Origin of the sequence: Kitasatospora sp. NPDC005751 (assembly GCF_040630835.1) — a bacterium.
Lineage (GTDB): Bacteria > Actinomycetota > Actinomycetes > Streptomycetales > Streptomycetaceae > Kitasatospora.
Genome location: NZ_JBEXYC010000001.1, coordinates 336,407 through 358,396, shown reverse-complemented (window position 1 = coordinate 358,396; position 21,990 = coordinate 336,407). Strand labels below are relative to the sequence as shown.

Annotated in this window: 18 protein-coding genes; 5 read left to right on the top strand and 13 right to left on the bottom strand. The window is 74.0% G+C overall.

Annotated features, from left to right (window positions below; genetic code table 11):
* The first annotated feature begins 674 nt into the window (after positions 1-674).
* On the top strand, positions 675-941 hold the full coding sequence (locus ABZ497_RS01610; protein ID WP_359802705.1) for a hypothetical protein: 267 nt from the start codon (positions 675-677) through the stop codon (positions 939-941).
* A gap of 359 nt (positions 942-1,300) precedes the next feature.
* Here the strand turns inward: ABZ497_RS01610 and glnA are convergent, their stop codons facing one another.
* Complete coding sequence (glnA, locus tag ABZ497_RS01605) at positions 1,301-2,713, bottom strand: type I glutamate--ammonia ligase (RefSeq protein WP_329487352.1); 1,413 nt, start codon at positions 2,711-2,713, stop codon at positions 1,301-1,303.
* Positions 2,714-2,967: 254 nt separating this feature from the next.
* Here glnA and ABZ497_RS01600 point away from each other — a divergent pair, with 254 nt between their 5' ends.
* Positions 2,968-3,435, top strand: coding sequence for an RDD family protein (locus ABZ497_RS01600; protein WP_359802702.1), 468 nt, complete (start codon positions 2,968-2,970; stop codon positions 3,433-3,435).
* Positions 3,436-3,528: 93 nt separating this feature from the next.
* Here ABZ497_RS01600 and ABZ497_RS01595 read toward each other — a convergent pair whose 3' ends face one another.
* The 7 genes from ABZ497_RS01595 to ABZ497_RS01565 form a co-directional block, all read right to left on the bottom strand.
* Complete coding sequence (locus tag ABZ497_RS01595; RefSeq protein ID WP_329487350.1) at positions 3,529-4,218, bottom strand: DUF4191 domain-containing protein; 690 nt, start codon at positions 4,216-4,218, stop codon at positions 3,529-3,531.
* Positions 4,219-4,345: 127 nt separating this feature from the next.
* Positions 4,346-4,531: a hypothetical protein gene (locus ABZ497_RS01590; RefSeq protein ID WP_329487349.1), complete on the bottom strand. Its 186-nt coding sequence runs from the start codon at positions 4,529-4,531 to the stop codon at positions 4,346-4,348.
* A 257-nt stretch (positions 4,532-4,788) separates the two neighbouring features.
* Positions 4,789-5,745: a lipoyl synthase gene (locus tag ABZ497_RS01585; RefSeq protein WP_329487348.1), complete on the bottom strand. Its 957-nt coding sequence runs from the start codon at positions 5,743-5,745 to the stop codon at positions 4,789-4,791.
* Positions 5,746-5,894: 149 nt separating this feature from the next.
* Positions 5,895-6,692 (bottom strand): lipoyl(octanoyl) transferase LipB, encoded by a 798-nt coding sequence (lipB, locus tag ABZ497_RS01580; RefSeq protein WP_329487347.1) that lies wholly within the window; start codon positions 6,690-6,692, stop codon positions 5,895-5,897.
* A gap of 184 nt (positions 6,693-6,876) precedes the next feature.
* Entirely contained in the window at positions 6,877-8,823 is a 1,947-nt protein-coding gene (locus ABZ497_RS01575; RefSeq protein ID WP_359802697.1) for a GAF domain-containing protein, read from the bottom strand.
* 148 nt (positions 8,824-8,971) lie between these two features.
* Positions 8,972-10,384, bottom strand: coding sequence for an MFS transporter (locus ABZ497_RS01570; protein WP_359802694.1), 1,413 nt, complete (start codon positions 10,382-10,384; stop codon positions 8,972-8,974).
* Positions 10,385-10,425: 41 nt separating this feature from the next.
* Positions 10,426-11,187, bottom strand: coding sequence for a 3-hydroxybutyrate dehydrogenase (locus ABZ497_RS01565; RefSeq protein ID WP_359802691.1), 762 nt, complete (start codon positions 11,185-11,187; stop codon positions 10,426-10,428).
* A gap of 309 nt (positions 11,188-11,496) precedes the next feature.
* Here ABZ497_RS01565 and ABZ497_RS01560 point away from each other — a divergent pair, with 309 nt between their 5' ends.
* Positions 11,497-13,335: a regulator gene (locus ABZ497_RS01560; protein WP_359802689.1), complete on the top strand. Its 1,839-nt coding sequence runs from the start codon at positions 11,497-11,499 to the stop codon at positions 13,333-13,335.
* 56 nt (positions 13,336-13,391) lie between these two features.
* Here the strand turns inward: ABZ497_RS01560 and ABZ497_RS01555 are convergent, their stop codons facing one another.
* From ABZ497_RS01555 to ABZ497_RS01545, 3 genes are all read right to left on the bottom strand, one after another.
* Positions 13,392-14,621 carry a cation:proton antiporter gene (locus tag ABZ497_RS01555; protein ID WP_359802686.1) on the bottom strand — a complete coding sequence of 410 codons (1,230 nt, stop codon included), beginning with the start codon at positions 14,619-14,621 and terminating at the stop codon, positions 13,392-13,394.
* Positions 14,622-14,725: 104 nt separating this feature from the next.
* A complete protein-coding gene (locus tag ABZ497_RS01550) occupies positions 14,726-16,057 on the bottom strand; it encodes an FAD-dependent oxidoreductase (RefSeq protein WP_359802684.1) in 1,332 nt (443 codons plus the stop codon).
* Between the two features lie 535 nt (positions 16,058-16,592).
* Positions 16,593-17,498 (bottom strand): TIGR01777 family oxidoreductase, encoded by a 906-nt coding sequence (locus ABZ497_RS01545; protein WP_359802681.1) that lies wholly within the window; start codon positions 17,496-17,498, stop codon positions 16,593-16,595.
* Positions 17,499-17,562: 64 nt separating this feature from the next.
* Here ABZ497_RS01545 and ABZ497_RS01540 point away from each other — a divergent pair, with 64 nt between their 5' ends.
* Positions 17,563-18,069 carry a GNAT family N-acetyltransferase gene (locus ABZ497_RS01540; RefSeq protein WP_359802679.1) on the top strand — a complete coding sequence of 169 codons (507 nt, stop codon included), beginning with the start codon at positions 17,563-17,565 and terminating at the stop codon, positions 18,067-18,069.
* A gap of 187 nt (positions 18,070-18,256) precedes the next feature.
* Positions 18,257-19,300 carry a DUF2510 domain-containing protein gene (locus ABZ497_RS01535; RefSeq protein ID WP_359802676.1) on the top strand — a complete coding sequence of 348 codons (1,044 nt, stop codon included), beginning with the start codon at positions 18,257-18,259 and terminating at the stop codon, positions 19,298-19,300.
* Positions 19,301-19,513: 213 nt separating this feature from the next.
* Here the strand turns inward: ABZ497_RS01535 and ABZ497_RS01530 are convergent, their stop codons facing one another.
* Together ABZ497_RS01530 and sucB are read right to left on the bottom strand one after the other, a co-directional pair.
* On the bottom strand, positions 19,514-20,029 hold the full coding sequence (locus ABZ497_RS01530) for a DUF4240 domain-containing protein (protein ID WP_329487336.1): 516 nt from the start codon (positions 20,027-20,029) through the stop codon (positions 19,514-19,516).
* Between the two features lie 183 nt (positions 20,030-20,212).
* Entirely contained in the window at positions 20,213-21,973 is a 1,761-nt protein-coding gene (gene sucB, locus ABZ497_RS01525) for a 2-oxoglutarate dehydrogenase, E2 component, dihydrolipoamide succinyltransferase (protein ID WP_359802673.1), read from the bottom strand.
* Positions 21,974-21,990 lie beyond the last annotated feature (17 nt).

Genomic DNA, 21,990 nt, shown 5'->3' with positions numbered 1-21,990 from the left:
GCACCCGAAAGCTCCGTGTCCTCGCGGGACCAGGCGGCCCGGCGGAATGCCACTGGCAGGGGATCTGAAGGCCGGGTCGAGGCCATCGGCACCATGGTATGCACGCGCGCTCACCACGACGCCGCCGGGATGCACCGGAACAGGGACGTGCCCACCGCTCTGAAAACGGCCGCCGCTGAGGAGGAGAAGCCAGGTCAGCGGGGCCGCCACCCACGACGCCCCCGCTGAACACCCAGAGAACGTCATTCACCGGAGGAGTGGCGTCCGCTCGGCCACGGCGATTGGACCGGACCCGCCTTCACCACGACCTGTTGCGCCACAGCCTGCACAGCACCAGCGACGAGATACCTCCGACCTCCGGGTCAGGTTCACCCAGCGGTCCATCGGCACCAGCGGAGGGCGCCTCCACGCTGCCGACTCGACCGGTGCCTCCGAAACCGGGCGGAGGGGCGCAGCTGCCTCCCGGCCGCTCGACGGAACTCGTCACGCGAGACCAGGACAGACCCGAACTCAGTGAACTCATCCCGGACGCTGTCTGCCCGATGGCTCCCGAAGAGGCACGGCGGTGGGCCGACGCATTCGACGACCTCGCACGCCTCCAGAGCCTCACCGGCCATTTCCTCCCGGTCCCCGACGGCGGCCGGACCCGGTCCCACGGCGGCACGGCATCCCTCGTGGTCGTCAGACGCGAAGCCCTCGACCGCTTCTCGGACACTTCCGGGCCGCTGCGCATGGTGGCTGTCTACGAAGGCATCGCCTACGACTTCGGCGGCAACCGGATCGACCTGGGACCGATGGTCGAGGAGATCCGCGTGGAGCGCGTCCTCAACCTGCCCCAGGCCCGGCGTCAGTTCGACGAGGAGGGCGCGGCCGCCGTCCGGCTCCTACTCGCCCAGGACGACTCGGTGGTCCGCTACCTGGGCAGCAAGCCGCCGGACTGAGTGCCTCGGCGGGCCCCGGGTCAGCCGACCACCGCACTGCGGCGCTCGGCCGGCAGGGGCGCCCCGCCGCACGCCCGAGGAGGCCGGCAGTGCCGGTAAGAGATCGAACCCGTTGAGTCGGCAGCCGCGAATGATGACTACTGAAAGTAGCGAGATGGCGTACTGCCCAGTGCTGGCAAGGGCAAGAGGGCATCATCGCGACTTCGATCCGCCCCTGCTCATTTCACACTCATTTCACATCGCGAGCCCCAGAGGTACTGCAGCCGACTCTTCTCCATGCGTTTCCGCAGGTCAGGACCCTGCCTGACCTGCGGAAACGATGAGAGACCGAACTGCATTTCCGCAGGTCAGAGGGGGTCCTACAGGTCGTAGTACAGCTCGAACTCGTGGGGGTGGGGGCGGAGGGCGATCGGGGCGATCTCGTTGGTGCGCTTGAAGTCGATCCAGGTCTCGATCAGGTCGGGCGTGAAGACGTTGCCCGCGAGCAGGTACTCGTGGTCGGCCTCCAGGGCCTCCAGGACGGCCGGGAGCGAGGACGGCACCTGCGGCACGTTGGCGTGCTCCTCGGGCGCCAGCTCGTACAGGTCCTTGTCGACCGGCTGCAGCGGCTCGATCTTGTTCTTGATGCCGTCGAGGCCGGCCATCAGCATCGCGGCGAACGCGAGGTAGGGGTTGGACGACGGGTCCGGCGCGCGGAACTCGATGCGCTTGGCCTTGGCGTTGGAGCCGGTGATCGGGATCCGGATGGCCGCCGAGCGGTTGCGCTGCGAGTAGACCAGGTTGACCGGGGCCTCGAAGCCGGGCACCAGCCGGTGGTAGGAGTTCACCGACGGGTTGGTGAAGGCGAGCAGCGAGGGGGCGTGCTTCAGCAGGCCGCCGATGTAGTAGCGGGCGGTGTCGGACAGGCCGGCGTAGCCCTGCTCGTCGTAGAAGAGCGGCGAGCCCTCCGTCCACAGCGACTGGTGGACGTGCATGCCCGAGCCGTTGTCGCCGAAGATCGGCTTCGGCATGAAGGTGGCGGTCTTGCCGTTGCGCCACGCGACGTTCTTGATGATGTACTTGAACAGCATCAGGTCGTCGGCGGCGTGCAGCAGCGTGTTGAACTTGTAGTTGATCTCCGCCTGGCCGGCCGTGCCGACCTCGTGGTGCTGGCGCTCGACCTCCAGCCCGGCCGCGGCCAGTTCCAGCGACATCTCGGCGCGCAGGTCGGCGAAGTGGTCGACGGGCGGGATCGGGAAGTAGCCGCCCTTGTACTTGACCTTGTAGCCGCGCACGTCGCCCTCGGCGGAGCCGCTGTTCCAGGCGCCGGCCTCGGAGTCGATGTGGTAGTACGACGCGTTGGCGCTGGTGTCGAAGCGCACCGAGTCGAAGACGTAGAACTCGGCCTCGGGGCCGAAGAACGCGGTGTCGGCGATGCCGGAGGAGGCGAGGTACGCCTCGGCCTTCTTCGCGACGTTGCGCGGGTCACGGCTGTACGCCTCGCCGGTGACCGGGTCCTGGATGAAGAAGTTGATGTTGAGGTGCTTGTCCCTGCGGAAGGGGTCGAGGCGGGCCGTGGCCAGGTCCGGGACGAGTGCCATGTCGGACTCGTGGATGGCCTGGAAGCCGCGGATCGACGAGCCGTCGAACATCAGGGTCTCGGACGGGTCGAAGGTCGCCGCGGGTACGGAGAAGTGCTGCATGACGCCCGGGAGATCGCAGAACCGGACGTCGATGAACTTCACATCGTTGTCCTGAATGAACTGCTTCACTTCGGCGGCGTTGTTGAACATCCATCCTCCTCGGCGTGCGAATGGGGCTCACCCTAGGAACAGGCCGTTTCCGACCGGTGACCCGCTCGTTTCCTGAATGTTAACCGCCGCCCCCGGGCGGGCGGCAAAGTCGTACGCTCCGGGGCAAAACGCTTCGCCGGCCCGGATCGCGCCCCACGAGTGGTCTGGACCACTTGGGAAGCCCCGGGAGACGCGATTCACCCTCCGGGGGAGCCGGTGCCGAGCCGCGCCGTCCGCCCGGTTAGTGTGGATTCGTGGACACCAGAGAAGCGTTGGGATCGTGGATCGACGGCCCGAAGGCGGCCGCCGAGAAGATGGGTGCCGACTTCGGCCACCGCGGTGAGCGCCGCGGACTGCCCAAGGAGGGCACCGGCTCGATCGGCGGCCCGGGCCGGCGCCTGGGCGCGCTGTTCGTCGACGGCTGGCTGATCGCCCTGGTCGCCTACGGGCTGCTGGGCAAGGGCTCGCCGGCCTCGGCGAACCTGTGGACCACCCCGCTGTTCTTCGCCGTCACCGTGCTGCTGCTCGCCACCACGGGCACGACCGTCGGCAAGCGGCTGTTCGGTCTGCGGGTGGTCCGCCTGGACGGCCGCCGCGCGACCATCCCGCAGGTGCTGCTGCGCACCCTGCTGCTCTGCCTGGTGGTGCCGGCCCTGGTGTGGGACCGCGACACCCGCGGCCTGCACGACAAGGCGGTCGGCACGGTCGAGGTCCGCATCTAGCGGACGCCGCCCCACGGCACCCCCCCCGGAACGACGAACGGCCCCGCAGCGGAGATTCCGCGGCGGGGCCGTTCGCGTCGATGGGGGAGGGGGTCAGCGGACCTGGCCGCCCTTGGGCATCCGGGCGCCCTTGGGCATCGGGCCCTTGGGGATCGGCGCCTTGGAGAGCAGGTCGCCCAGCGCGCGGAGGCGGTCGTTGGTCTCGGTGACCTGGGCGGGCGTGATCGCGCGGGGCAGTCGCATCAGGTGGACCTGCAGCTTCTTGAGCGGGATCTCGCCCTCGCCGGTGCCCACCACGATGTCGTGCACCGGCACGTCGCCGACGACCCGGGCCATCTTCTTCTTCTCGGACGCCAGCAGCTGGCGGACCCGGTTCGGGTTGCCCTCGCCGATCAGCGCGATGCCGGCCCGGCCCACGGCGCGGTAGACCGCGTCCTGGTTACGGGTGACCGCCACCGGGGTGGAGCTCGCGCTCCAGCCTCGCTTGATGTTGTTCAGCACCGCCGCCACGGCCCCCGGCTGCCCTTCCATCTGCCCGAACGCCGCGCGCTCGGCCCGGCGCCCGAAGACGATCGCCATGGCCAGGAAAGCCACGATGAAGCCCAGGATGCCCAGATAGATCGGGTGGTCGATCGCGAAGCCGATGGCGAGGAACACGCCGAAGGTCAGCAGGCCGACGCCGGCGATGATCAGGCCGATCTTGGTGTCGACCTTCTTGGTCATGGTGTATGCCAGGCGGATCTGCTTCAGTCGCCCGGGGTTCTCGGATGTTTCCCTCGCCATAACGCTCATGGTACGTGCCGTCGGTACGGGATAACCAAGCCCGGGTACCCGTTCGCACCGAACCGTGACCCGGGTGCCCCGGGACGGTCGCGCACAGTGGTCGCGCGGGGGCGGCGCCGGAGGGGCCCTAACGGCGCGCGGACTCCACCACGGGGCCTCCCGGCACCGTGTCGCGCTCGCGGTCCGCCGCGTAGCGGCGGTTCTCGCAGACCGCGGCCCAGGCGTTGCGCCGGGCCTGTCGCTGCCCGCCCGCGAGCAGCACGCTCTCGGCCAGCCGCAGCGCGGTGCCCACCGACCGGATGCCGACCTGCATGTCGAACAGCTCCTTTTGTGGCGGATCCTGTCGCGGATCTCGTCGCGGATCTCGTGGTGGATCACAGGGTGGATCGTGTGGCGGAAATGATTCGAACGCTTCCATCCTCACCACTCCGTGTTACCAGCCCGTGACCCGTCAGTCAAAGCCCGGTGAACCCGAAGGGGCGGAGCCGTAGCTCCGCCCCTCAGATGGCTCACACCGGACGGCGGCCGGACCGGACCGCGGCCCCGCGGCCGGAACACGACCGGACGCGGTCAGACCGCCGCGGTCCGCTCGCGGTGCTCCAGCGCCTGCCGGTACAGCCGCCCGGCGCGGTACGAGGACCGCACCAGCGGGCCGGACATGACCCCGGCGAAGCCGAGCTCCTCGGCCTCCTGCTGCAGCTCGACGAACTCGTGCGGCTTCACCCAGCGCTCGACCGGGTGGTGGCGCAGCGACGGGCGCAGGTACTGGGTGATGGTGATCAGCTCGCAGCCGGCGCCGACCAGGTCGGCCAGCGCCTGGCTGACCTCCTCGCGGGTCTCGCCCATGCCCAGGATCAGGTTGGACTTGGTCACCAGCCCGGCCGCGCGGGCCTGGGTGATGACGTCCAGCGAGCGCTCGTAGCGGAACGCCGGGCGGATCCGCTTGAAGATCCGCGGCACCGTCTCGACGTTGTGCGCCAGCACCTCGGGGCGGGACGAGAACACCTCGGCCAGCTGCTCCGGGACGGCGTTGAAGTCGGGGATCAGCAGCTCGACGCCGGTGCGGCCGCTCTCGCGGCCGGCGGTCAGCGCGTGCACCTGGCGCACCGTCTCGGCGTACAGCCAGGAGCCGCCGTCCGCCAGGTCGTCGCGGGCGACGCCGGTGATGGTGGCGTAGTTGAGGTCCATGGTCACGATGGACTCGGCGACGCGGCGCGGCTCGTCACGGTCGAAGTCGGCGGGCTTGCCGGTGTCGATCTGGCAGAAGTCGCAGCGGCGGGTGCACTGGTCACCGCCGATGAGGAAGGTCGCCTCGCGGTCCTCCCAGCACTCGAAGATGTTGGGGCAGCCGGCCTCCTGGCAGACCGTGTGCAGCCCCTCCTTCTTCACCAGCGACTGGAGGGCGTTGTACTCCGGCCCCATCTTCGCGCGGGTCTTGATCCACTCGGGCTTCCGCTCGATGGGGGTCTCGCTGTTGCGGACCTCCAGGCGGAGCAGCTTCCTGCCGTCGGGTGCGACAGCGGACACGTGCGACTCCTAGAACTAGACGGGGTACCCCCAGGGTACGCCTGTGCTTGTACGGCCTTCGCGGGCCCGTGGCCCGCAAACGCAGGGCAACAGTGCTACCGGCCGGTAGATTCCCGGGTGGCGAGGTCGGTCGGCCCCCGGGGGCGGGCTCAGCGGCCGAGTGCCGGTTCCGGCAGCTCGGCGAACACCTCCGCCAGGCGCTTCTCGACCACGGACAGCGCCTCGCCGACTTCGAAGTCGCGGCCCAGCTCACCGGAGAGCGAGGCCACGCCCGCGTCCCGGATGCCACAGGGCACGATCCGGTCGAACCAGGTCATGTCCGGATTGCAGTTCAGCGCGAAGCCGTGCATCGTCACCCCGCGCGAGACGCGGACGCCGATCGCGGCGAGCTTGCGGTCGTCGCCGCGCTGCCCGGCGTTGGACGGCGCGTACTCGGGACCGGCCAGCCGCGGGTCGATGCCCAGTGGCAGGCCCATCCGCAGGGTGAGCTTGCCGATGTCCACCACCTGCGCCGGGTCGACCACCGCGTCCGGGATGCTCGCGCCGAGCACCCAGACCCCGCTGCGGCCCTCGATCCGGGTGGTCTCCACGCCGAACTCGCCGCAGGCCCGGATCAGGGCCTCCTCCAGCCGGCGCACGTAGGCGACGACGTCCATCGGCTCGGGGAGCTTCACGATCGGGTAGCCGACCAGCTGGCCGGGGCCGTGCCAGGTGATCTCGCCGCCCCGGTTGACCTCGACCACCGGCGTGCCGTCCAGCGGCAGGTCGGCCGGGTTGGTGCGGCGGCCCATGGTGTACACCGGGGGGTGCTCCAGCAGCAGCACGGTGTCGGGGATCTCGTCCGCGACCCGCAGGGCGTGCAGCCGCTGCTGCTCCTCCCAGGCCTCCTGGTAGGGGACGGCACCTTCGCCGGTGCCCAGGCGCACGAACCGTACGTTCCCGCTCATGCGCCCACCTCGTCGCGCTCTGTGGCCACTGCTGCTCCTTGCCCGGCGTTCGAGACCAACCTCGCCACTGTACGCCCGAGCCCCGGCCGGTCGTTCAGGTGCCCGAATGCGGTGGACGACCAACCCGAACCGCCCGCAGCGACCCCCGGGAGCGCCCCCGGGAAGGCCCCGGGAGCACCCCGGCTCAGGCGCCGGCGAGCAGTTGGAGGCGCAGCGCCAGCTGGAGCTCCAGCGCGCGCTCGGGACGGTTCCAGTCCGGGCCCAGCAGCGCCTCGACCCGGTCCAGCCGCTGCACCACGGTGTTCACGTGCACGTGCAGCTCGTCCTTGGCCCGGGTCAGGCTGCCGCCGCAGTCGAAGTAGGCGCGCAGGGTGCGGACCAGTTCGGTGCCGCGCCGGGCGTCGTACTCCAGTAGCGGGCCGAGGGTCGCGCCGACGAAGCCGTCGACGTCGTGGCCGTCGCCGAGCAGCACGCCGAGGAAGCCCAGGTCGCGGGCCGAGGCGCCGTCCCCGGCCCGGCCGAGCACCCGCAGGGCCCGGACGCAGCGCAGGCCCTCGGCGTACGAGGAGGCCAGCGCGACCGGCCCGGCGGCGGGACGGCCGACGCCCACGGTGACCGGGAAGCCGGCCAGCCGGGCCAGCCGCTCGGCGGCCAGCTCGGCCGCCTGCTGGGCGGACGCCGGGCCCGCCGTACCCGCGGGGCCCGTCGGCGCGTCCTCCGGGAGCAGCAGGACCACGGCCTCGCCGTGCTCCGCGCTGATGCCTCGCGAGCCGAACAGGTAGCGCCCCGCCGCGCCCGCCAGCCGGCCGCGGTCGGTCGCCGCGGCGCCGGGGGCGCCGGCCGGCTCCGCCACCAGCACCAGGTGCGGGCGGCCGAGGTCCACGCCGAGCCGGCGCCCGCGCGCGGTCAGGCCGGCCGGGTCGCGGTCGGGGGCGGTCAGCAGGTCGGCCAGCAGCTCGCCGCGCACCCGGTTCTCGGTCTCGGCCACCGAGCGGCGCAGCAGCAGGAGCAGCGCGGTGACCACGGCGGCCCGTTCGAACAGCCGCCGGTCGGCGTCCTCCAGGCCCGGCCGCCCGCGCAGCACGAGGGTGCCCAGCGGCTCCTGGCCGGCCAGCACGGCGCAGACCCAGTCCTCGCCGTGCCGCACCGACCGGCCCTCGGCGCGGGAGGCGGCGACGGCCCCGGCCAGCCCCTCGGCGGGTCCGGCCCGGCCGGCCAGCGGGTCGCCCTCGGTGTCCAGGACCGCCACCTCGCCGCCCAGCAGGGCGGCGACCTCGGCGGCGACGTCCGGTACCTCGGCGCCGCGCAGCACCAGGTCGGTGAGCCGGTCGTGGCCCTGCTCGGCCCGCTGGACGGCGGCGGAGTGGGCCCGGATCAGTTCGTTGGCGCTGTTCAGCCCGGCCAGCGCGGCCCGGGTGTCGGCGAGCGACTTGGCGGTGTCGAGCGCGATCGCGGCGTGCGCGGCCAGCGAGCAGAGCAGCGCGACCTCGTCGGGGGAGAAGGCGCGCGGGGCGCGGTCTGCGGCGAACAGCACCCCGATCACCCGCCCGCCGAGCAGCAGCGGCACTCCGATGATCGCCACCAGGCCCTCGTCCAGCACGCCGGCGTCGATCGTGCCGGTGTGGTGGAACCGCTCGTCGGTCCGGTAGTCGGGGGTGGCGTACGGGCGGGCGGTCTGGGCGACCAGGCCGCCGAGGCCGTCGCCCAGGCTCAGCCGCAGGGTCTGGAAGAGCACCGAGACGGAGCCGTCGGTGACCCGCATGTAGGTGTCGCCGGCGGCCTCGTCCGGGAGGGTCAGATAGGCGGTGTCGGTGCCGAGCAGCAGCCGGGCCCGGCGGACGATCGCCTGGAGCACGGTGTCCAGGTCCCGGGAGGCGGCGAGGTCCCCGGCGGTGTCGAAGAGCGCCGTCAGCTCGGCCTCGCGGCGGCGGTGCTGACGCAGCGTCCGGTGCACCCGCAGCGCCTGCCAGGTGGCGTCGTCGATCGCGCTCAGCACGGCGGCCGGCGCCCCCCGGCGGCGAGCGTCGGCCAGGACCTCGGCGAAGTCCTCGGTGGCGGCCCCGGAGGCCAGGAGGTCGAGCAACCGCCGTAGCGCGGGTGCCGCGCCGGTCTCGGGACGGGGGTCGTTCACGGTACGGCCGCCAATCGGCAGTGGGTCGCTACCCCAGGGACGGAAGCGCGATCGTAGCCGCTCGGCCCGGCGGGCGCGGGTGGCCGGTGCGGGTGGCCGGCGCGGGTGACCGGCGCGCACGGTGTCGTGGGCGCCGGCCACCGGTCCGTCAGGCCCGCGCGGTCTTGGTGACGGCGGCGCTCTCCGGCGCACCCGCCACCCGGTCCTGCGCACCGGCCTGCGCACCGGCCTCCGGGTCGGCCTCGGTCAGGTCGCGGCCGCGGGTCTCCCGGGCGCAGAGCACCGCGAGGACGGTGATCACCGCCGCGACGGCGACGTACACCGCGATCGGCGTCGAGCTGCCGTAGTCCTTCAGCAGCGCCGTCGCGATCAGCGGAGCCGGGGCGCCGGCCGCCACCGAGGCGAACTGGGCGCCGATGGAGGCGCCCGAGTAGCGCATCCGGGTCGCGAACATCTCGGAGAAGAAGGCCGCCTGCGGCGCGTACATCGCGCTGTGGAAGACCAGCCCGACGGTCACCGCCAGCAGCAGCGAGCCGAACGAGCGGGTGTCCACCAGCCCGAAGAAGACGAACGCCCAGACCCCGACGCCCACCGCGCCCACCAGGTACACCGGCTTGCGCCCGACCCGGTCGGAGAGCGCCCCGAACACCGGGATCAGCGCGAACTGGATCGCCGAGGCGATCAGCACCGCGTTCAGCGCGGTCTGCTTCGGCAGGTGCACCTGGGTCACCGCGTAGGCCAGCACGAAGGTGGTCATCACGTAGTACGAGATGTTCTCCGCCATCCGGGCGCCCATCGCCACCAGCACCTCCCGCCAGTGGTGGCGCAACACCGCCACCAGCGGGGGCTGCTCCACCGCCCGGCCGGCCGCCTTCCGGGCCTCGGCGGCCGCCAGCGCCTGCTGGAACAGCGGCGACTCGTCCACCGCCAGCCTGATCCACATGCCGACCGCCACCAGCAGCGCCGACAGCAGGAACGGCACCCGCCAGCCCCAGGACAGGAAGGTGGCGTCCGACTGCACGGTGGTGAGCAGCGACAGCACGCCCGCCGCCAGCAGGTTGCCCGCCGGGGCGCCGCCCTGCGGCCAGGACGCCCAGAAGCCGCGCCTGCGCGCGTCCCCGTGCTCGGAGACCAGCAGGACCGCGCCGCCCCACTCGCCGCCGAGCGCGAAGCCCTGCACCAGCCGCAGCACGGTCAGCAGCACCGGCGCGGCGGCGCCGATCTGGTGGTACGTCGGCAGCAGGCCGATCAGCGTGGTCGAGCCGCCCATCAGCAGCAGGCTCACCACCAGCAGCCGCTTGCGGCCGACCCGGTCGCCGAAGTGCCCGAAGACCAGCGCGCCCAGCGGCCGGGCGGCGAAGCCGATCGCGTAGGTGAGGAAGGCGAGCAGGGTCCCGGTCAGCGGATCGCTCGCCGGGAAGAACACCTTGCCGAACACGAGCGCCGCGGCCGTGCCGTAGAGGAAGTAGTCGTACCACTCGATGGTGGTGCCGATGAGGCTGGCACCGACCACCTTCCAGAGGGGGGAGCCTGGTCTCGCGACGGCGGGGGAACTGGCCATGGGCGGGGTCACCTCGAAGGGGGGAGTGGGGTGCGGGGGCATCAGCGGGCCGTCCAGCCGCCGTCGACGGGGAGGCTGGCGCCGGTGATGTAGGAGGCGTGCGCGGAGCAGAGCCAGAGGGCCAGCTGCGCCACCTCGTCGGGTTCGATCAGCCGCTTGACGGCGGGCCGGTCGAGCATGATCTGCTCCACCACCTCGTCCTCGCGGATGCCGTGCGCGAGCGCCTGGTCGGCGATCTGCCGCTCCACCAGCGGGGTGCGCACGTACCCCGGGTTGACGCAGTTGCTGGTGACGCCGTGGGGCGCGCCCTCCAACGCGACCGTCTTGCTCAGACCCTCCAGGGCGTGCTTCGCCGTCACGTAGCCCGACTTGAAGGCGCTGGCCCGCAGGCCGTGCACGGAGGAGATGTTGACCACCCGGCCCCAGCCCCGCGCGTACATGTGGGGCAGGGTGCGGCGCAGGATGCGGAACGGGGCCTCGACCATCACCCGCTGGATCAGGGTGAAGCGCTCGATCGGGAACTCGTGGACGGGCGCGACGTGCTGGAGGCCGGCGTTGTTGACCACGATGTCGGCGTCGTCCGGCAGCGCCTCCACCGCCTCCGGGTCGGCGAGGTCGGCGACGTGCGCCACGCCGCCGATCCGCCCGGCGAGTTCCCGGGCCGGGGCGGCCGCGAGGTCGACGACGTAGACCCGGGCGCCGGCCTCCGCGAAGGCTTCGGCGCAGGCCCGGCCGATGCCCGAGGCGGCCCCGGTGACCAGGGCCGTACGGCCTTCGAGCGGGCGGGTTGAAGTGGTGTCCATGGCCGAGAACGGTAGGAAGCCGGCGGCCCGGCTCCCATGTGATGGCGCACCACAGCGGCCGGGCGCCCTGTGGTGGTCACCGCTACGAGGGCCGATCGGCGGTTCAGCCGCCCCGGGCCAAACCCGTGCCGCTCGGGCTTCCCCACAATGGGCGCCGATGCTTCACCCGTTCGGAGGATTGCTCGGTCAGAACCGCCCATAGCGCCCGAATGCTCGCTACATTCACGCCGATTCCCGACAGGGGGCGCCGCCACAGGCAGCCGAAGTGCTGGTGGAGCCGGTACGGCGTCCGAGAGGTGTTGACTGACTATGCCCCAACGGCCTGCAACCGACAGCCCGGCGTACGGACCGCTCGACCCGCTCGACCAGCACCGAGGTCCGGTCGGCCGGGCCCTTCCGGACGCCCCCGAGGCCCCGGCCGCCGACGATATGCGGCTGCCCGCGCAGGTCACGACCGCACCGCACCGGAGCGCCCCGGCGCCCGCGGACGCGCCCGTCGCACCCGCGCCCGCCCCGCCACCGGCCGCGGCGAGCACCGGTCCGGCTCCGCAGAACGGCCAGCTGGCCGCCCTGATCGAGGAGGCCGGCTTCTCGCACGCCGGCCTGGCCCGCCGGGTCGACCAGCTCGGCCTGGAGCACGGCCTGGACCTGCGGTACGACAAGACCTCGGTCACCCGCTGGCTCCGCGGCCAGCAGCCGCGCGGGGCCACCCCGGCGCTGATCGCCGAGGTGTTCACCCGCCGGCTCGGCCGCCGCCTCACCGCCCAGGACCTCGGCCTGGACGCCTGCGCCCCGGTCTACGCCGGCCTGGAGTTCGCCGAGACGCCGCAGGAGGCGGTGGACATCGTGGCGAGCATGTGGCGCAAGGACAACGGCCCGCAGTCCGAGCTGCGCCGGATCGCCTTCACCCCGGCCGGCCTGGTCGTCCCCAGCCGGGACTGGCTGATCGGCCGCACCGACGAGCGGGTCGCCCGGGACGGTTCCACGCTGCCCCGGCCGGACACCGCCGCCGGCCCGGCGCCCGGCGGTCCGGCCGGGCCCGGCGGGCCGTCCGCACCCCAGGCGCGCGCTGCGGCGCCCGGAGCGTCCCCCGCGCGCCCGGCCCGCGGCGGCGCCGGCGCACCGCCGGCCCCGGCCGCCTCGGCCGCCGCGCTCGGCCGGGTGCCGACCCAGAGCCGTCGGCCGCCGACCGCCGTCGAACCGCCGTACACCGACCCGGCCCGCGAGCCGAGGCCCGCGCTGCGCGTCGGCCGGGGCGACATCGCCGCCATCCGCGCCGTCGGGGACCTCTTCCGCGCGCTGGACCACGCCTACGGCGGCGGGCACGCCCGCCAGGCGCTGGTCCGCTACCTGGAGAGCGAGGCCGAGCCGATGCTGCGCGGCCGCTACGGCGAGCAGATCGGGCGGGCGCTCTTCGGGGCCGTCGCCGACCTGACCAGGCTCGCCGGCTGGACGTCCTTCGACATCGCCGCGCACGGCCTGGCCCAGCGCTACTTCGTCCAGGCCCTGCGGCTCTCCCAGGCCGCCGGGGACCGCGCGCTCGGCGGCTACATCCTGGTGACGATGAGCCAGCAGGCCGTCCATCTCGGCCACGGCCGGGAGGCGGTCCAGCTGGCGCGGGTCGCCCAGCAGGGCGTGGGCACCGCCGTGCCGCCCACCGTGCAGTCGCTGCTGCACGCCGCCGAGGCGCGCGGCCACGGCCTGCTGGGCGACGTCCGCTCCTGCACCACCGCCCTGGTCCGCTCCGAGCGGGCCCTGGCCGGCGCCCGGGCCGGCGATGAACTGCCCTCCTGGGCGCGCTACTTCGACGAAGCGCAGCTCTCCGACGAGTTCGCCCACTGCTACCGGGACCTCCAGCAGTGGCGGACGGCGGCGCAGCACGCCGAGAAGTCCCTGCGGCTGCGCTCGCCCGCCTACGCCCGCAGCCGGATCTTCTGCCGGATGGTGCTGGCCACCGCCCGGCTCGGCATGGGGGACTTGGACGAGGCGTGCACCATGGCCACCGACGCGCTGCGGGCGGCCGGGGAGATGCGCTCGGCCCGTTCGCTGGAGTACGTCCGGGACTTCCACCGCCGGCTCACCCCCTACCGGGGCAGTCCGGTGGCCCGCGCCTTCGAGGAGACGGCGCGCCAGGCGGGGGTGATCTGACGGCGGCCCGCGCCGGGGCCGCCCGGCCGGGCCCGGCGGCCGGCCCGCCGCGGCGGCTACCAGCTCTCGGCGTTGACCCGCTGCCGGTCGCCCCCGGCGGCCGGTGGGCGGGCGCTCCCGCGCAGCCGCTGGGCGAGCAGCGGGAAGGCCAGGACGGAGAGCATGCCCGCACCGACCAGCGCGGCCGCGGTGGAGGACGGCAGGTGCCCGGCGTCCACCTCGATCGTGGTGATCACCACGACCAGCGGCAGCGCGGTCGCGCCGTACAGGCCGAGCGCCGCCCGGTCGCGGCGGCCGAGCCCGATCGGGGCGAGGAGGGCCGCCGGCAGTCCGCGCACGGCCAGGAGCAGCAGCAGGAACACCGGGACGAGCAGCAGGCTGCCCGGGTCCCGGAGCAGCGCCTCCAGGTCGAACTTCATCCCGCTGACCACGAAGAACACCGGCACGAGGAAGCCGAAGCCGATGCCCTCCAGCTTGGCCTCGATGACCTCCTCCGTGGCCTCGGGCACGTCGGTCAGCAGCAGATGGGAGACGATCCCGGCGGTGAAGGCGCCGAGCAGCATGTCCAGGTCGAGCCAGACCGCGGCGGACACCATCGCGGTCAGTACCAGGATCACCGTGCGGATCGCGAACTGGCCGGAGGTGCGCAGGGTGCGGCGGATCAGCCGGGTCACCCAGTCCGGCCGGGGCCGCCGGGCGAAGCCGACGGCGGCCGTCGTGATCACCGCGAAGACGGCCAGGATGACGGCGGTCCTGGCCGGGCCGTTGCCGCTGAGCAGGATCGCGACCGCGATGATCGGCCCGAACTCGCCGACCGCGCCGGTGGCCATCACCAGCGAGCCGAACGGCGTCGGCAACTCCCCGGAGTCGCGCAGGATCGGCAGGATGGTGCCGAGCGCGGTGGTGGTGAGCGCGAGCCCGGCGAAGGCGCCGTTCAGCGGGTCCCGGTTGACCATGGCGCCCACGCCGAGGGCCACCACCAGGGACACCAGCCACGCGGCGCCCGCCCGCTTCAGCGGGCCGCCGCGCAGCTTGGCGAAGTCGATCTCGTAACCGGCCAGGAACATCAGCATCGCCAGGCCGAACTCGGAGAGCGCGTCGACCAGCCCGTCGACCTGCGCCCAGTCCAGGACGTCGGGGCCGATCAGGACGCCGAGCACGATCTCGAACACCACCGTGGGCACGGCGACCCACCGCAGCAGCCGGTCGGCCAGCAGCGGGGCGGCCACGGCGGCGGCCGGGATCAGGATCAGTGCGAGCGGGTCGATCCGGCAGTCGGCGCTCACCGGGCGAGGGGCCCGGGGTCCTGGACGGAAAACGTCCGATTAGCGGTCATATCGGCATACTGGCACGCCGTGACGTGCCGTCCCGGCAGCCCGGCGGCCGCGTGTTACGCCGCCGCCTCCGCCTCCCGGGCGGAGACCGGCAGCCCGAGGTCGCGCGCCACGGCCAGGGCCGCCCGCCGCCCCGACACCAGGGCGCCCTGGACGCTGCTGGTGTCCCGGTGGTCGCCGCAGACGTACAGCCCGGCCAGCAGGCGCACCGGGCGGCGGTTGTTGTGCGGCGGCGGCATGGCCGGCACCGCGTCCGGGACGTGGCGCACGCTCAGGAACTGCCAGCCCTTCGTCGGGACGCCGTACAGCTCCGCCAGCCGGGCCCGCACCGCGGGTTCGAGCGCGGCGGGCCCGCCGGAGTCGAAGGAGCGCCGCCCCAGCACGGTGGTGGCGATCAGGGCCTGGCCGGGCGGGGCGTACGAGTGGTGCAGCTCGCTGAGCACCAGGGAGTGCGAGACCAGCGGCGGGTGGCCGTTCGGCCGGTCGCCGTCCAGCAGCAGGACGGCCTCGCCGATCGGCGCCCGGTCGGCCGCGTGGTAGAAGGTCGTGACGGGGTGGAAGTCCGGCAGCCGCAGCCCGGGCAGTAGCGCGGCGGCCGAGCGTGCGTCGGTCGCCACCACGACGGCCTGGGCGCCGATCCGGCCGTGGCCGGCGGTCTCCACGCCGTCGGCCGCGATCGAGGTGACCCGCACGCCGGGCCGCAGGGTGTCGGCCGGCAGGGCGGCGGCCACCTGGGCCGGGACGGCCGCGATCCCGTCGGCGGGCAGACAGAGGCGGCCGCGCGCGTAGCAGCGCAGCACCAGGTCGGCGATCCGGCTGCTGGTGCCCAGGGCCGGATCGCTGAGCAGGGCGCCGAGCAGCGGCCGCAGGAAGCCGTCGACGGTGCGCGGGGCGAGCCCGCGTTCGCCGAGCGCGCGGGCGGTGGTGGTCTCCGGCCGGGCCTGCAGTCGGCCGGCCGGGGTGGCGGCCAGCCGGCTGAGCCAGCTGCCCAGCCGGGCCTTGTCCAGCGGACTGCCCAGCGGGGCCCGGGAGGCCGCCTGGCGGGCGGCGGTCAACTGCGGGTCCCCGGCGCGGTAGCGGCGGCCCCCGCCGTGCACGAGCACGCCGGGCGCGAGCGGGTGCAGGCCGAGCCGGTCCAGGTCGAGCGCCCGGCTCAGCTCGGGGTACGCGGTGTTCAGCAACTGGCTGCCGTGGTCGAGCCGGAAGCCGTCCAGCTCGCGGGTGGCCATCCGGCCGCCGATCCGGCCCGAGGCCTCCAGGACCTGGACGGTCAGGCCGTAGCCGGTGAGCGCGCGGGCGGCGGCCAGGCCCGCGAGTCCGGCCCCCACCACGACGACGTCCGGATCGGACTGTCGGCGGGTGCGGCGGGTGAAGTCGTATGTGGGCACTGGCGTGCTCCCTCCCTGGTCCCGGAGCTTCGGCCGACGCAGGCAGCGGGGTGCCGGGACACGGTCCGACGGTGTGATGCCCAGTCAGTACGAGCGTCAGACAAGCACACCGGGCCCTATCCGGGTCCCGGGGAGGGTTCGACAGCATGCGGTGGGGGCGCGGTCACACACGGTGCCCGCAAGTGGTCCGGTTCGGGCTCCACGGGCGCGCACCGTCACCAGGGGCGTGCGGCGCGCCTGGTTCGTGCTCCCGTGCGCCCCCTCCCGGAGCCCCTCCCGACCCCCGCTCGGCATATGCCCCCGGCCAGGGCTGACGCCGTAGCGGGCGTACGCGGGCGGCCCGGGCGGGGCATCCGCGCCCGGACCACTCGGCCTACCGCAGGCGCCCTACCGGACGCGCCCGCTCCGCGCGCACCCCGCGGCCGCCCGGAGCGGCCGCCACCATGCCGCCCCGCGGCGACGGCACCGCCGCGACCGCACGGCACCGCCGCGACAGCTCCGCCACTCGCGGAACCGCCGCCCCGCCGCCCCGCCGCTACACTGCCGCCTGCACCGCCGAGTCCACGTCCGGGTGCTCGAAGCGGAAGCCGGCCTCCAGCAGCCGCCGCGGTACCACCCGGTGGCTGCCGGTCACCTCGACGGCCAGCTCGCCCAGCACCGTCTTGAGCGCCGCCTCCGGCACCGGGAACGGCGTCGGCCGCTTCAGCACCCGGCCGAGCGCCGCCGTCAGCTCGGCGTTGGTGACCGGCTCCGGCGCGCTGAGGTTGAACGCGCCGCTCAGGTCGTCGCGGTCGATCAGGAACCGCAGTGCGGCGACCTCGTCCGCCAGCGAGATGAAGCTCCAGTACTGCCGGCCGTCGCCGAGCCGCCCGCCGAGCCCCAGGCGGAACAGCGGGAAGAGCCGGCCGCCGGCCCCGCCCGCGGCGGAGAGCACCAGCCCGGTGCGCGGGTGGACCACCCGGATCCCGGCCCGTTCGGCGGGCCGCGCGGAGGCCTCCCACTCGACGCAGACCTCGGCGAGGAAGTCGTCCCCGGCGGGCGAGTCCTCGTCGATCACCCGGTCGCCGGTCTGGCCGTAGTAGCCGACGGCCGAGGCGCTGACGAAGACCCGGGGCGGCTTGTCGAGTTCGGCCATCGCGACGGCCAGCGTCTCGGTGCCGAGCACCCGGCTCTCCCGGATCTCCCGCTTGTACGCGTCGGTCCAGCGGCGGTCGCCGACCCCGGCGCCCGCCAGGTGCACCACCGCCTCGACGCCGGCCAGCCCGGCCCGGTCCACCTGGCCCAGCAGCGGGTTCCAGCCGATCGCCGTCGTCCCGTCCGGCCGCGGACCGGTTCTGGAGCGGTGCCGGACCAGCCGGACCACCTCGTGGCCGTCGGCCAGCAGCGAGCGGACGAGTGTCGAGCCGATCAATCCCGTGGATCCTGTGACCGCGATGCGCATGGGCCCATCCTCGCAGTTTCCGGCGGCCGGAACTCCGTATCCACCCCGGGCGCGGCTGACTAGCATGGCGCGCATGCACGCCGAAGATCTGATCATCCGTCCCGCGCAGACCGAGGACGAGAAGGAACTCTCCGCGCTCAACCGGGCCGCCTGGTCCTGGCAGAGCGACGTCGCCCCGCAGCCGGCCGAGGGGGACACCGTGTTCGACGAGCGCCACACCCCGGACCAGTTCCTGCTCGCCCTGCTGGGCGGCCGGATCGTCGGCTACATCCGGGTGGTTCCGCCCACTCCGCTGGCCAGTAACGGGCACGTGCGGCAGATCCAGGGGCTGGCGGTCTCCGCCGGGGTCCGCGGCCGGGGCGTCGGCCGGGCGCTGGTGGAGGCGGGCTGTGCGGCCGCCGCGGAGCAGGGGGCGCGTCGGATCACCCTGCGGGTGCTCGGGCACAACGCCCCGGCCCGCCGCCTCTACGAGGCCTGCGGCTTCGTGGTCGAGGGTTCGCTCGCCGAGGAGTTCCTGATCGACGGCCGGTACGTGGACGACATCTGGATGGCCCGTTCACTGCTCGGCTGACCCCGCGCTCCGCCCTCCCGCGCCTGGCGGGTCGCCCGTCGCCCCCTCCGGCGCGGCGGGTGGGTCGCGTGCCGCCTCCCGGGGCCCGAGTCGCTGACGGGGCGTCAGATCAGGGTCCCCGGGGTGGTGCAGACTCGTGACAAACCCAACCTGTCTGGAGCAGTGCCGCGCCGGGTACCGTACGGCCGTGAGCAACTCGACGCCTCCCGGGTGGTACCCGGTACCGGGTGCGGACGGCACGCCCGGTCATGAGCGCTGGTGGGACGGCAACGCCTGGACCAGCGACGTCCGCCCCCTCCAGGCGGGCGGCGGCGGGCTCGCCGACGCCCCGACCCAGGTCTCCTGGCAGACCCCGCAGCAGCCCGCCCCCGTCTCCCCGCCGCCCGCGTACGGCTACGGCGCGCCTCAGCAGGGCACGCCCGGCTACGGCTACCCGACACCGGACCAGCAGGCCTACGGCTACCCGCAGGGCGGCTATCCGCCGTCGCCGCCGCCGCCCGGCCGGATGAAGCCGGGCGCGGTCGTGGGGATCGTGGTCGGCGTGCTGGCCGTGGTCGGCGTGGTCGCCGCGATCGCCCTCAACAGCGGCGGCGATCCCAAGGCCGACCCGGAGCCGGTGCCGACGGTCACCGTCACCGACACCCCGAGCCGGACGCCGAGCCCCGGCCCGACCACGCGCACACCCGCGCCCACGCCCACGCCGGCCCCCAGCCTGCCGCCGGTGCCGGTGGTCAAGGACACCGCCGCGGACGCCCAGCACTCCATCACGGTGCCGATCTTCCAGGGCTGGGACTCGCAGACCGACACCACGCACTCGACGGTCTTCCTGGGCAGCGGCCGCTACACCTGCCCGAGCGGCGGCTCCTGCATCAGGGGCCAGTTCTCGGTGGAGAAGGACACCATCGCGGGAGCCTCGGCCCGGGCGGCGGCGGAGGCGGCGATGCCCACCTACGCGGCGGCGATCTTCACCGGGATCACCTCGCACACCGACGCGGGCTCCGCCAACACCACCGTGGCGGGCGTCTCCGGCTACGCGGTGCGGTGGCACATCACCACCTCGGACGGCACCAAGGGCTACATCCTGCTGGCGGCCGTCCCGGCCAAGGGCGGTGGCTTCGTGGCCTTCGAGGGCGGGGTCGACGACGCCGCGGGCGCACCCGATCCCACCGTGCTCGACCAGATCCTCAAGGGCATCAAGCAGGACGGCAGCGGCTCCGGCTCCGGCACCTGAGCCCGGGCGTCCGACGCCACCGGCACCCCGAGCGGGTGTCCGAGCCACTCGCTCGGGCACCCGCTCCGGCGTTCCGGCCGCCACCGGGCCGGACCTCCCGCCGGGCCGGACCCTTCGCCGGGCCGGACCCTTCGCCGGGCCGGACCTTCCGCCGGGCCGGACCTTCCGCCGGGCCGGACCCTTCGCCGGGCCGCTCCCGGTACCGCTCCCGGGTCAGTCCCCGTACCGCTCCCAGAGCTTGGGGAACCGTTTCGCCATCGTGTCCGGGTCCTCGAAGTCCAGCGCGGCGCCGGCCGGCCGCGCGGGCTGCCGGTCGCCCACCTCGGGCAGCGGCAGCCCGGTCAACTGCTCGTACGCCTCGTCGGCCGCGTAGCCCAGGTCCTCGGCCTCGCCGTCCTCCTCTTCGTCGAACTCCGGGAGCAGGTCGGCCAGATCGTCCGGCTCGTGCAGGCCGCCCTCGAACACCTCCCGCCCCTGGCCGATCAGCCAGCAGCGGAAGTAGTCGAAGGTGTCCTCGGAGGCGCCGTCCAGCAGCAGGTGGGCCGCGCCCCACAGGTCGGTCCGGTAGGCGCGCTGGAACCGGGCCTCGAAGAGCCGCGCGAAGTCGATGACGTCGTCCGGGGTCAGTTGGACGAGCCGTTCCACCAGCCGTTCCGCCTGCTCGTCGGGGTCGCCGTCGGCGTCCTCCCGGGTGTCGTCGATGATCTGCCAGAAGTCGGTCTCGTCCATCACCGCTCCAGCATCCCTGTTCGCCCGCGCGATCGCATGCGATGGGCCCGGCGAAACGCGGGCCGCGCCGGGGGAGTACGGGTAACGAGGCCGGTGCCGGGCGGCCGGGCGCCAACGCGGAACCCCGCGCCGTCCGGGGACGACGCGGGGTTCCGCACTGCGTGGGCTGCCGTGGCGGCCGGCTCAGAGGCCGAGCTCGACCTCGAACTCGCCGGCCTCCAGGATCTCCTTGACGGCCACCAGGAAGCGGGCGGCGTCGGCGCCGTCCACCAGGCGGTGGTCGTAGGAGAGCGACAGGTAGGTCATGTCACGGATGCCGATGGCGGTGCCGCCGTCGGCCTCGATGACGACCGGGCGCTTGACCGTCGCGCCGATGCCCAGGATGGCGACCTGGTTCGGCGGCACGATGACGGTGTCGAACAGCGCACCGCGCGAACCGGTGTTGCTGATGGTGAAGGTCGCGCCGGACAGCTCGTCCGGAGTGATCTTGTTGCCGCGGACCTTGCCGGCCAGCTCCGCGGTCTTCTTCGAGATGCCGGCGATGTTGAGGTCGCCCGCACCCTTGATGACCGGGGTCATCAGACCCTTCTCGGAGTCCACCGCGATCCCGATGTTCTCGGAGTCGAAGTAGGTGACGGTGCCCTCGGCCTCGTTGATGCGGGCGTTGATCACCGGGTGGCTCTTCAGCGCCTGGGCGGCGGCCTTGACGAAGAACGGCATCGGGGACAGCTTCACGCCCTCGCGGGCGAGGAAGGCGTCCTTGGCCTTGCCGCGCAGCGAGATGACCTTGGTGACGTCCACCTCGACGACGCTGGTCAGCTGGGCCTGCTCGTGCAGGGCCTTCAGCATGTTGTCGCCGATGGCCTTGCGGATGCGGGTCATCTTGACCGTCTGGCCACGCAGCGGGGACGGCGCGGCGGCGGCCTTCGGCGCGGCGGCCGGGGCGGCAGCGGCGGGGGCCGGAACGGCCTTCGCGGCCTCGGCGGCGGCGATGACGTCCTGCTTGCGGATGCGGCCGCCGACACCGGTGCCGGTGACGGAGGCCAGGGCGACGCCCTGCTCGGCGGCGAGCTTGCGCACCAGCGGGGTGACGTAGGCGTCACCGCTGTCGGCGGCCGGCGCGGCGGCCGGAGCCGGGGCGGCGACCGGAGCGGCCGGAGCCGGCGCGACCGGGGCCGGAGCCGGAGCGGCGACGGGGGCCGGGGCCGGGGCCGCGGCGGGGGCCGGGGCCGGCGGGGCCACCGGGGCGGCCGGAGCCGGAGCCGGAGCCGGAGCCTCGGCCGGAGCCGGGGCGGGAGCGGCAGCCGGAGCGGCCGGGGCCGCGCCTGGGGCGCCGATCAGCGCGAGCTGGGCGCCGACCTCGGCGGTCTCGTCCTCGCCGACCAGGATCTTCACCACGACACCGGCGACCGGCGACGGGATCTCGGTGTCGACCTTGTCGGTGGAGACCTCGAGCAGCGGCTCGTCGACCTCGACCGTCTCACCCTCGGCCTTCAGCCAGCGGGTGACGGTGCCCTCGGTGACCGACTCGCCCAGCGCGGGGAGCAGCACCGGGGTGGCGTCGGCGGCCGGCGCGGCGGCCGGGGCGGCCGGAGCCGGAGCCTCGGCGGCCGGCGCGGGGGCGGCGGGCGCCTCCGCGACCGGGGCCGGGGCGGCGGCCGGAGCGGCCTCGGCGGCCGGGGCCGCGGCGGGGACCGGCGCGCCGGAGCCGTCGTCGATGACCGCCAGCTCGGCGCCGACCTCGACGGTCTCGTCCTCGCCGACCTTGATCGAGGCCAGGATGCCCGAGGCCGGGGCCGGGATCTCGGTGTCGACCTTGTCGGTGGAGACCTCGAGCAGCGGCTCGTCGACCTCCACACGCTCACCCTCGGCCTTCAGCCAACGGGTGACGGTGCCCTCGGAAACGCTCTCGCCCAGCGCGGGCAGTGTTACTGAGACCGCCATGGTTTCAGCGACTCCTA

Excerpts from the sequence above, each read along its gene's own strand:
- ABZ497_RS01595 (WP_329487350.1), bottom strand. The coding sequence starts at position 4,218 with ATGGCGAGGGAAACATCCGAGAACCCCGGGCGACTGAAGCAGATCCGC.
- lipB (WP_329487347.1), bottom strand. The coding sequence starts at position 6,692 with ATGAGCGGGAACGTACGGTTCGTGCGCCTGGGCACCGGCGAAGGTGCC.
- sucB (WP_359802673.1), bottom strand. The coding sequence starts at position 21,973 with ATGGCGGTCTCAGTAACACTGCCCGCGCTGGGCGAGAGCGTTTCCGAG.
- ABZ497_RS01530 (WP_329487336.1), bottom strand. The coding sequence starts at position 20,029 with ATGGACGAGACCGACTTCTGGCAGATCATCGACGACACCCGGGAGGAC.
- ABZ497_RS01540 (WP_359802679.1), top strand. The coding sequence starts at position 17,563 with ATGGCGCGCATGCACGCCGAAGATCTGATCATCCGTCCCGCGCAGACC.
- ABZ497_RS01565 (WP_359802691.1), bottom strand. The coding sequence starts at position 11,187 with ATGGACACCACTTCAACCCGCCCGCTCGAAGGCCGTACGGCCCTGGTC.
- ABZ497_RS01545 (WP_359802681.1), bottom strand. The coding sequence starts at position 17,498 with ATGCGCATCGCGGTCACAGGATCCACGGGATTGATCGGCTCGACACTC.
- ABZ497_RS01560 (WP_359802689.1), top strand. The coding sequence starts at position 11,497 with ATGCCCCAACGGCCTGCAACCGACAGCCCGGCGTACGGACCGCTCGAC.
- ABZ497_RS01570 (WP_359802694.1), bottom strand. The coding sequence starts at position 10,384 with ATGGCCAGTTCCCCCGCCGTCGCGAGACCAGGCTCCCCCCTCTGGAAG.
- ABZ497_RS01590 (WP_329487349.1), bottom strand. The coding sequence starts at position 4,531 with ATGCAGGTCGGCATCCGGTCGGTGGGCACCGCGCTGCGGCTGGCCGAG.
- glnA (WP_329487352.1), bottom strand. The coding sequence starts at position 2,713 with ATGTTCAACAACGCCGCCGAAGTGAAGCAGTTCATTCAGGACAACGAT.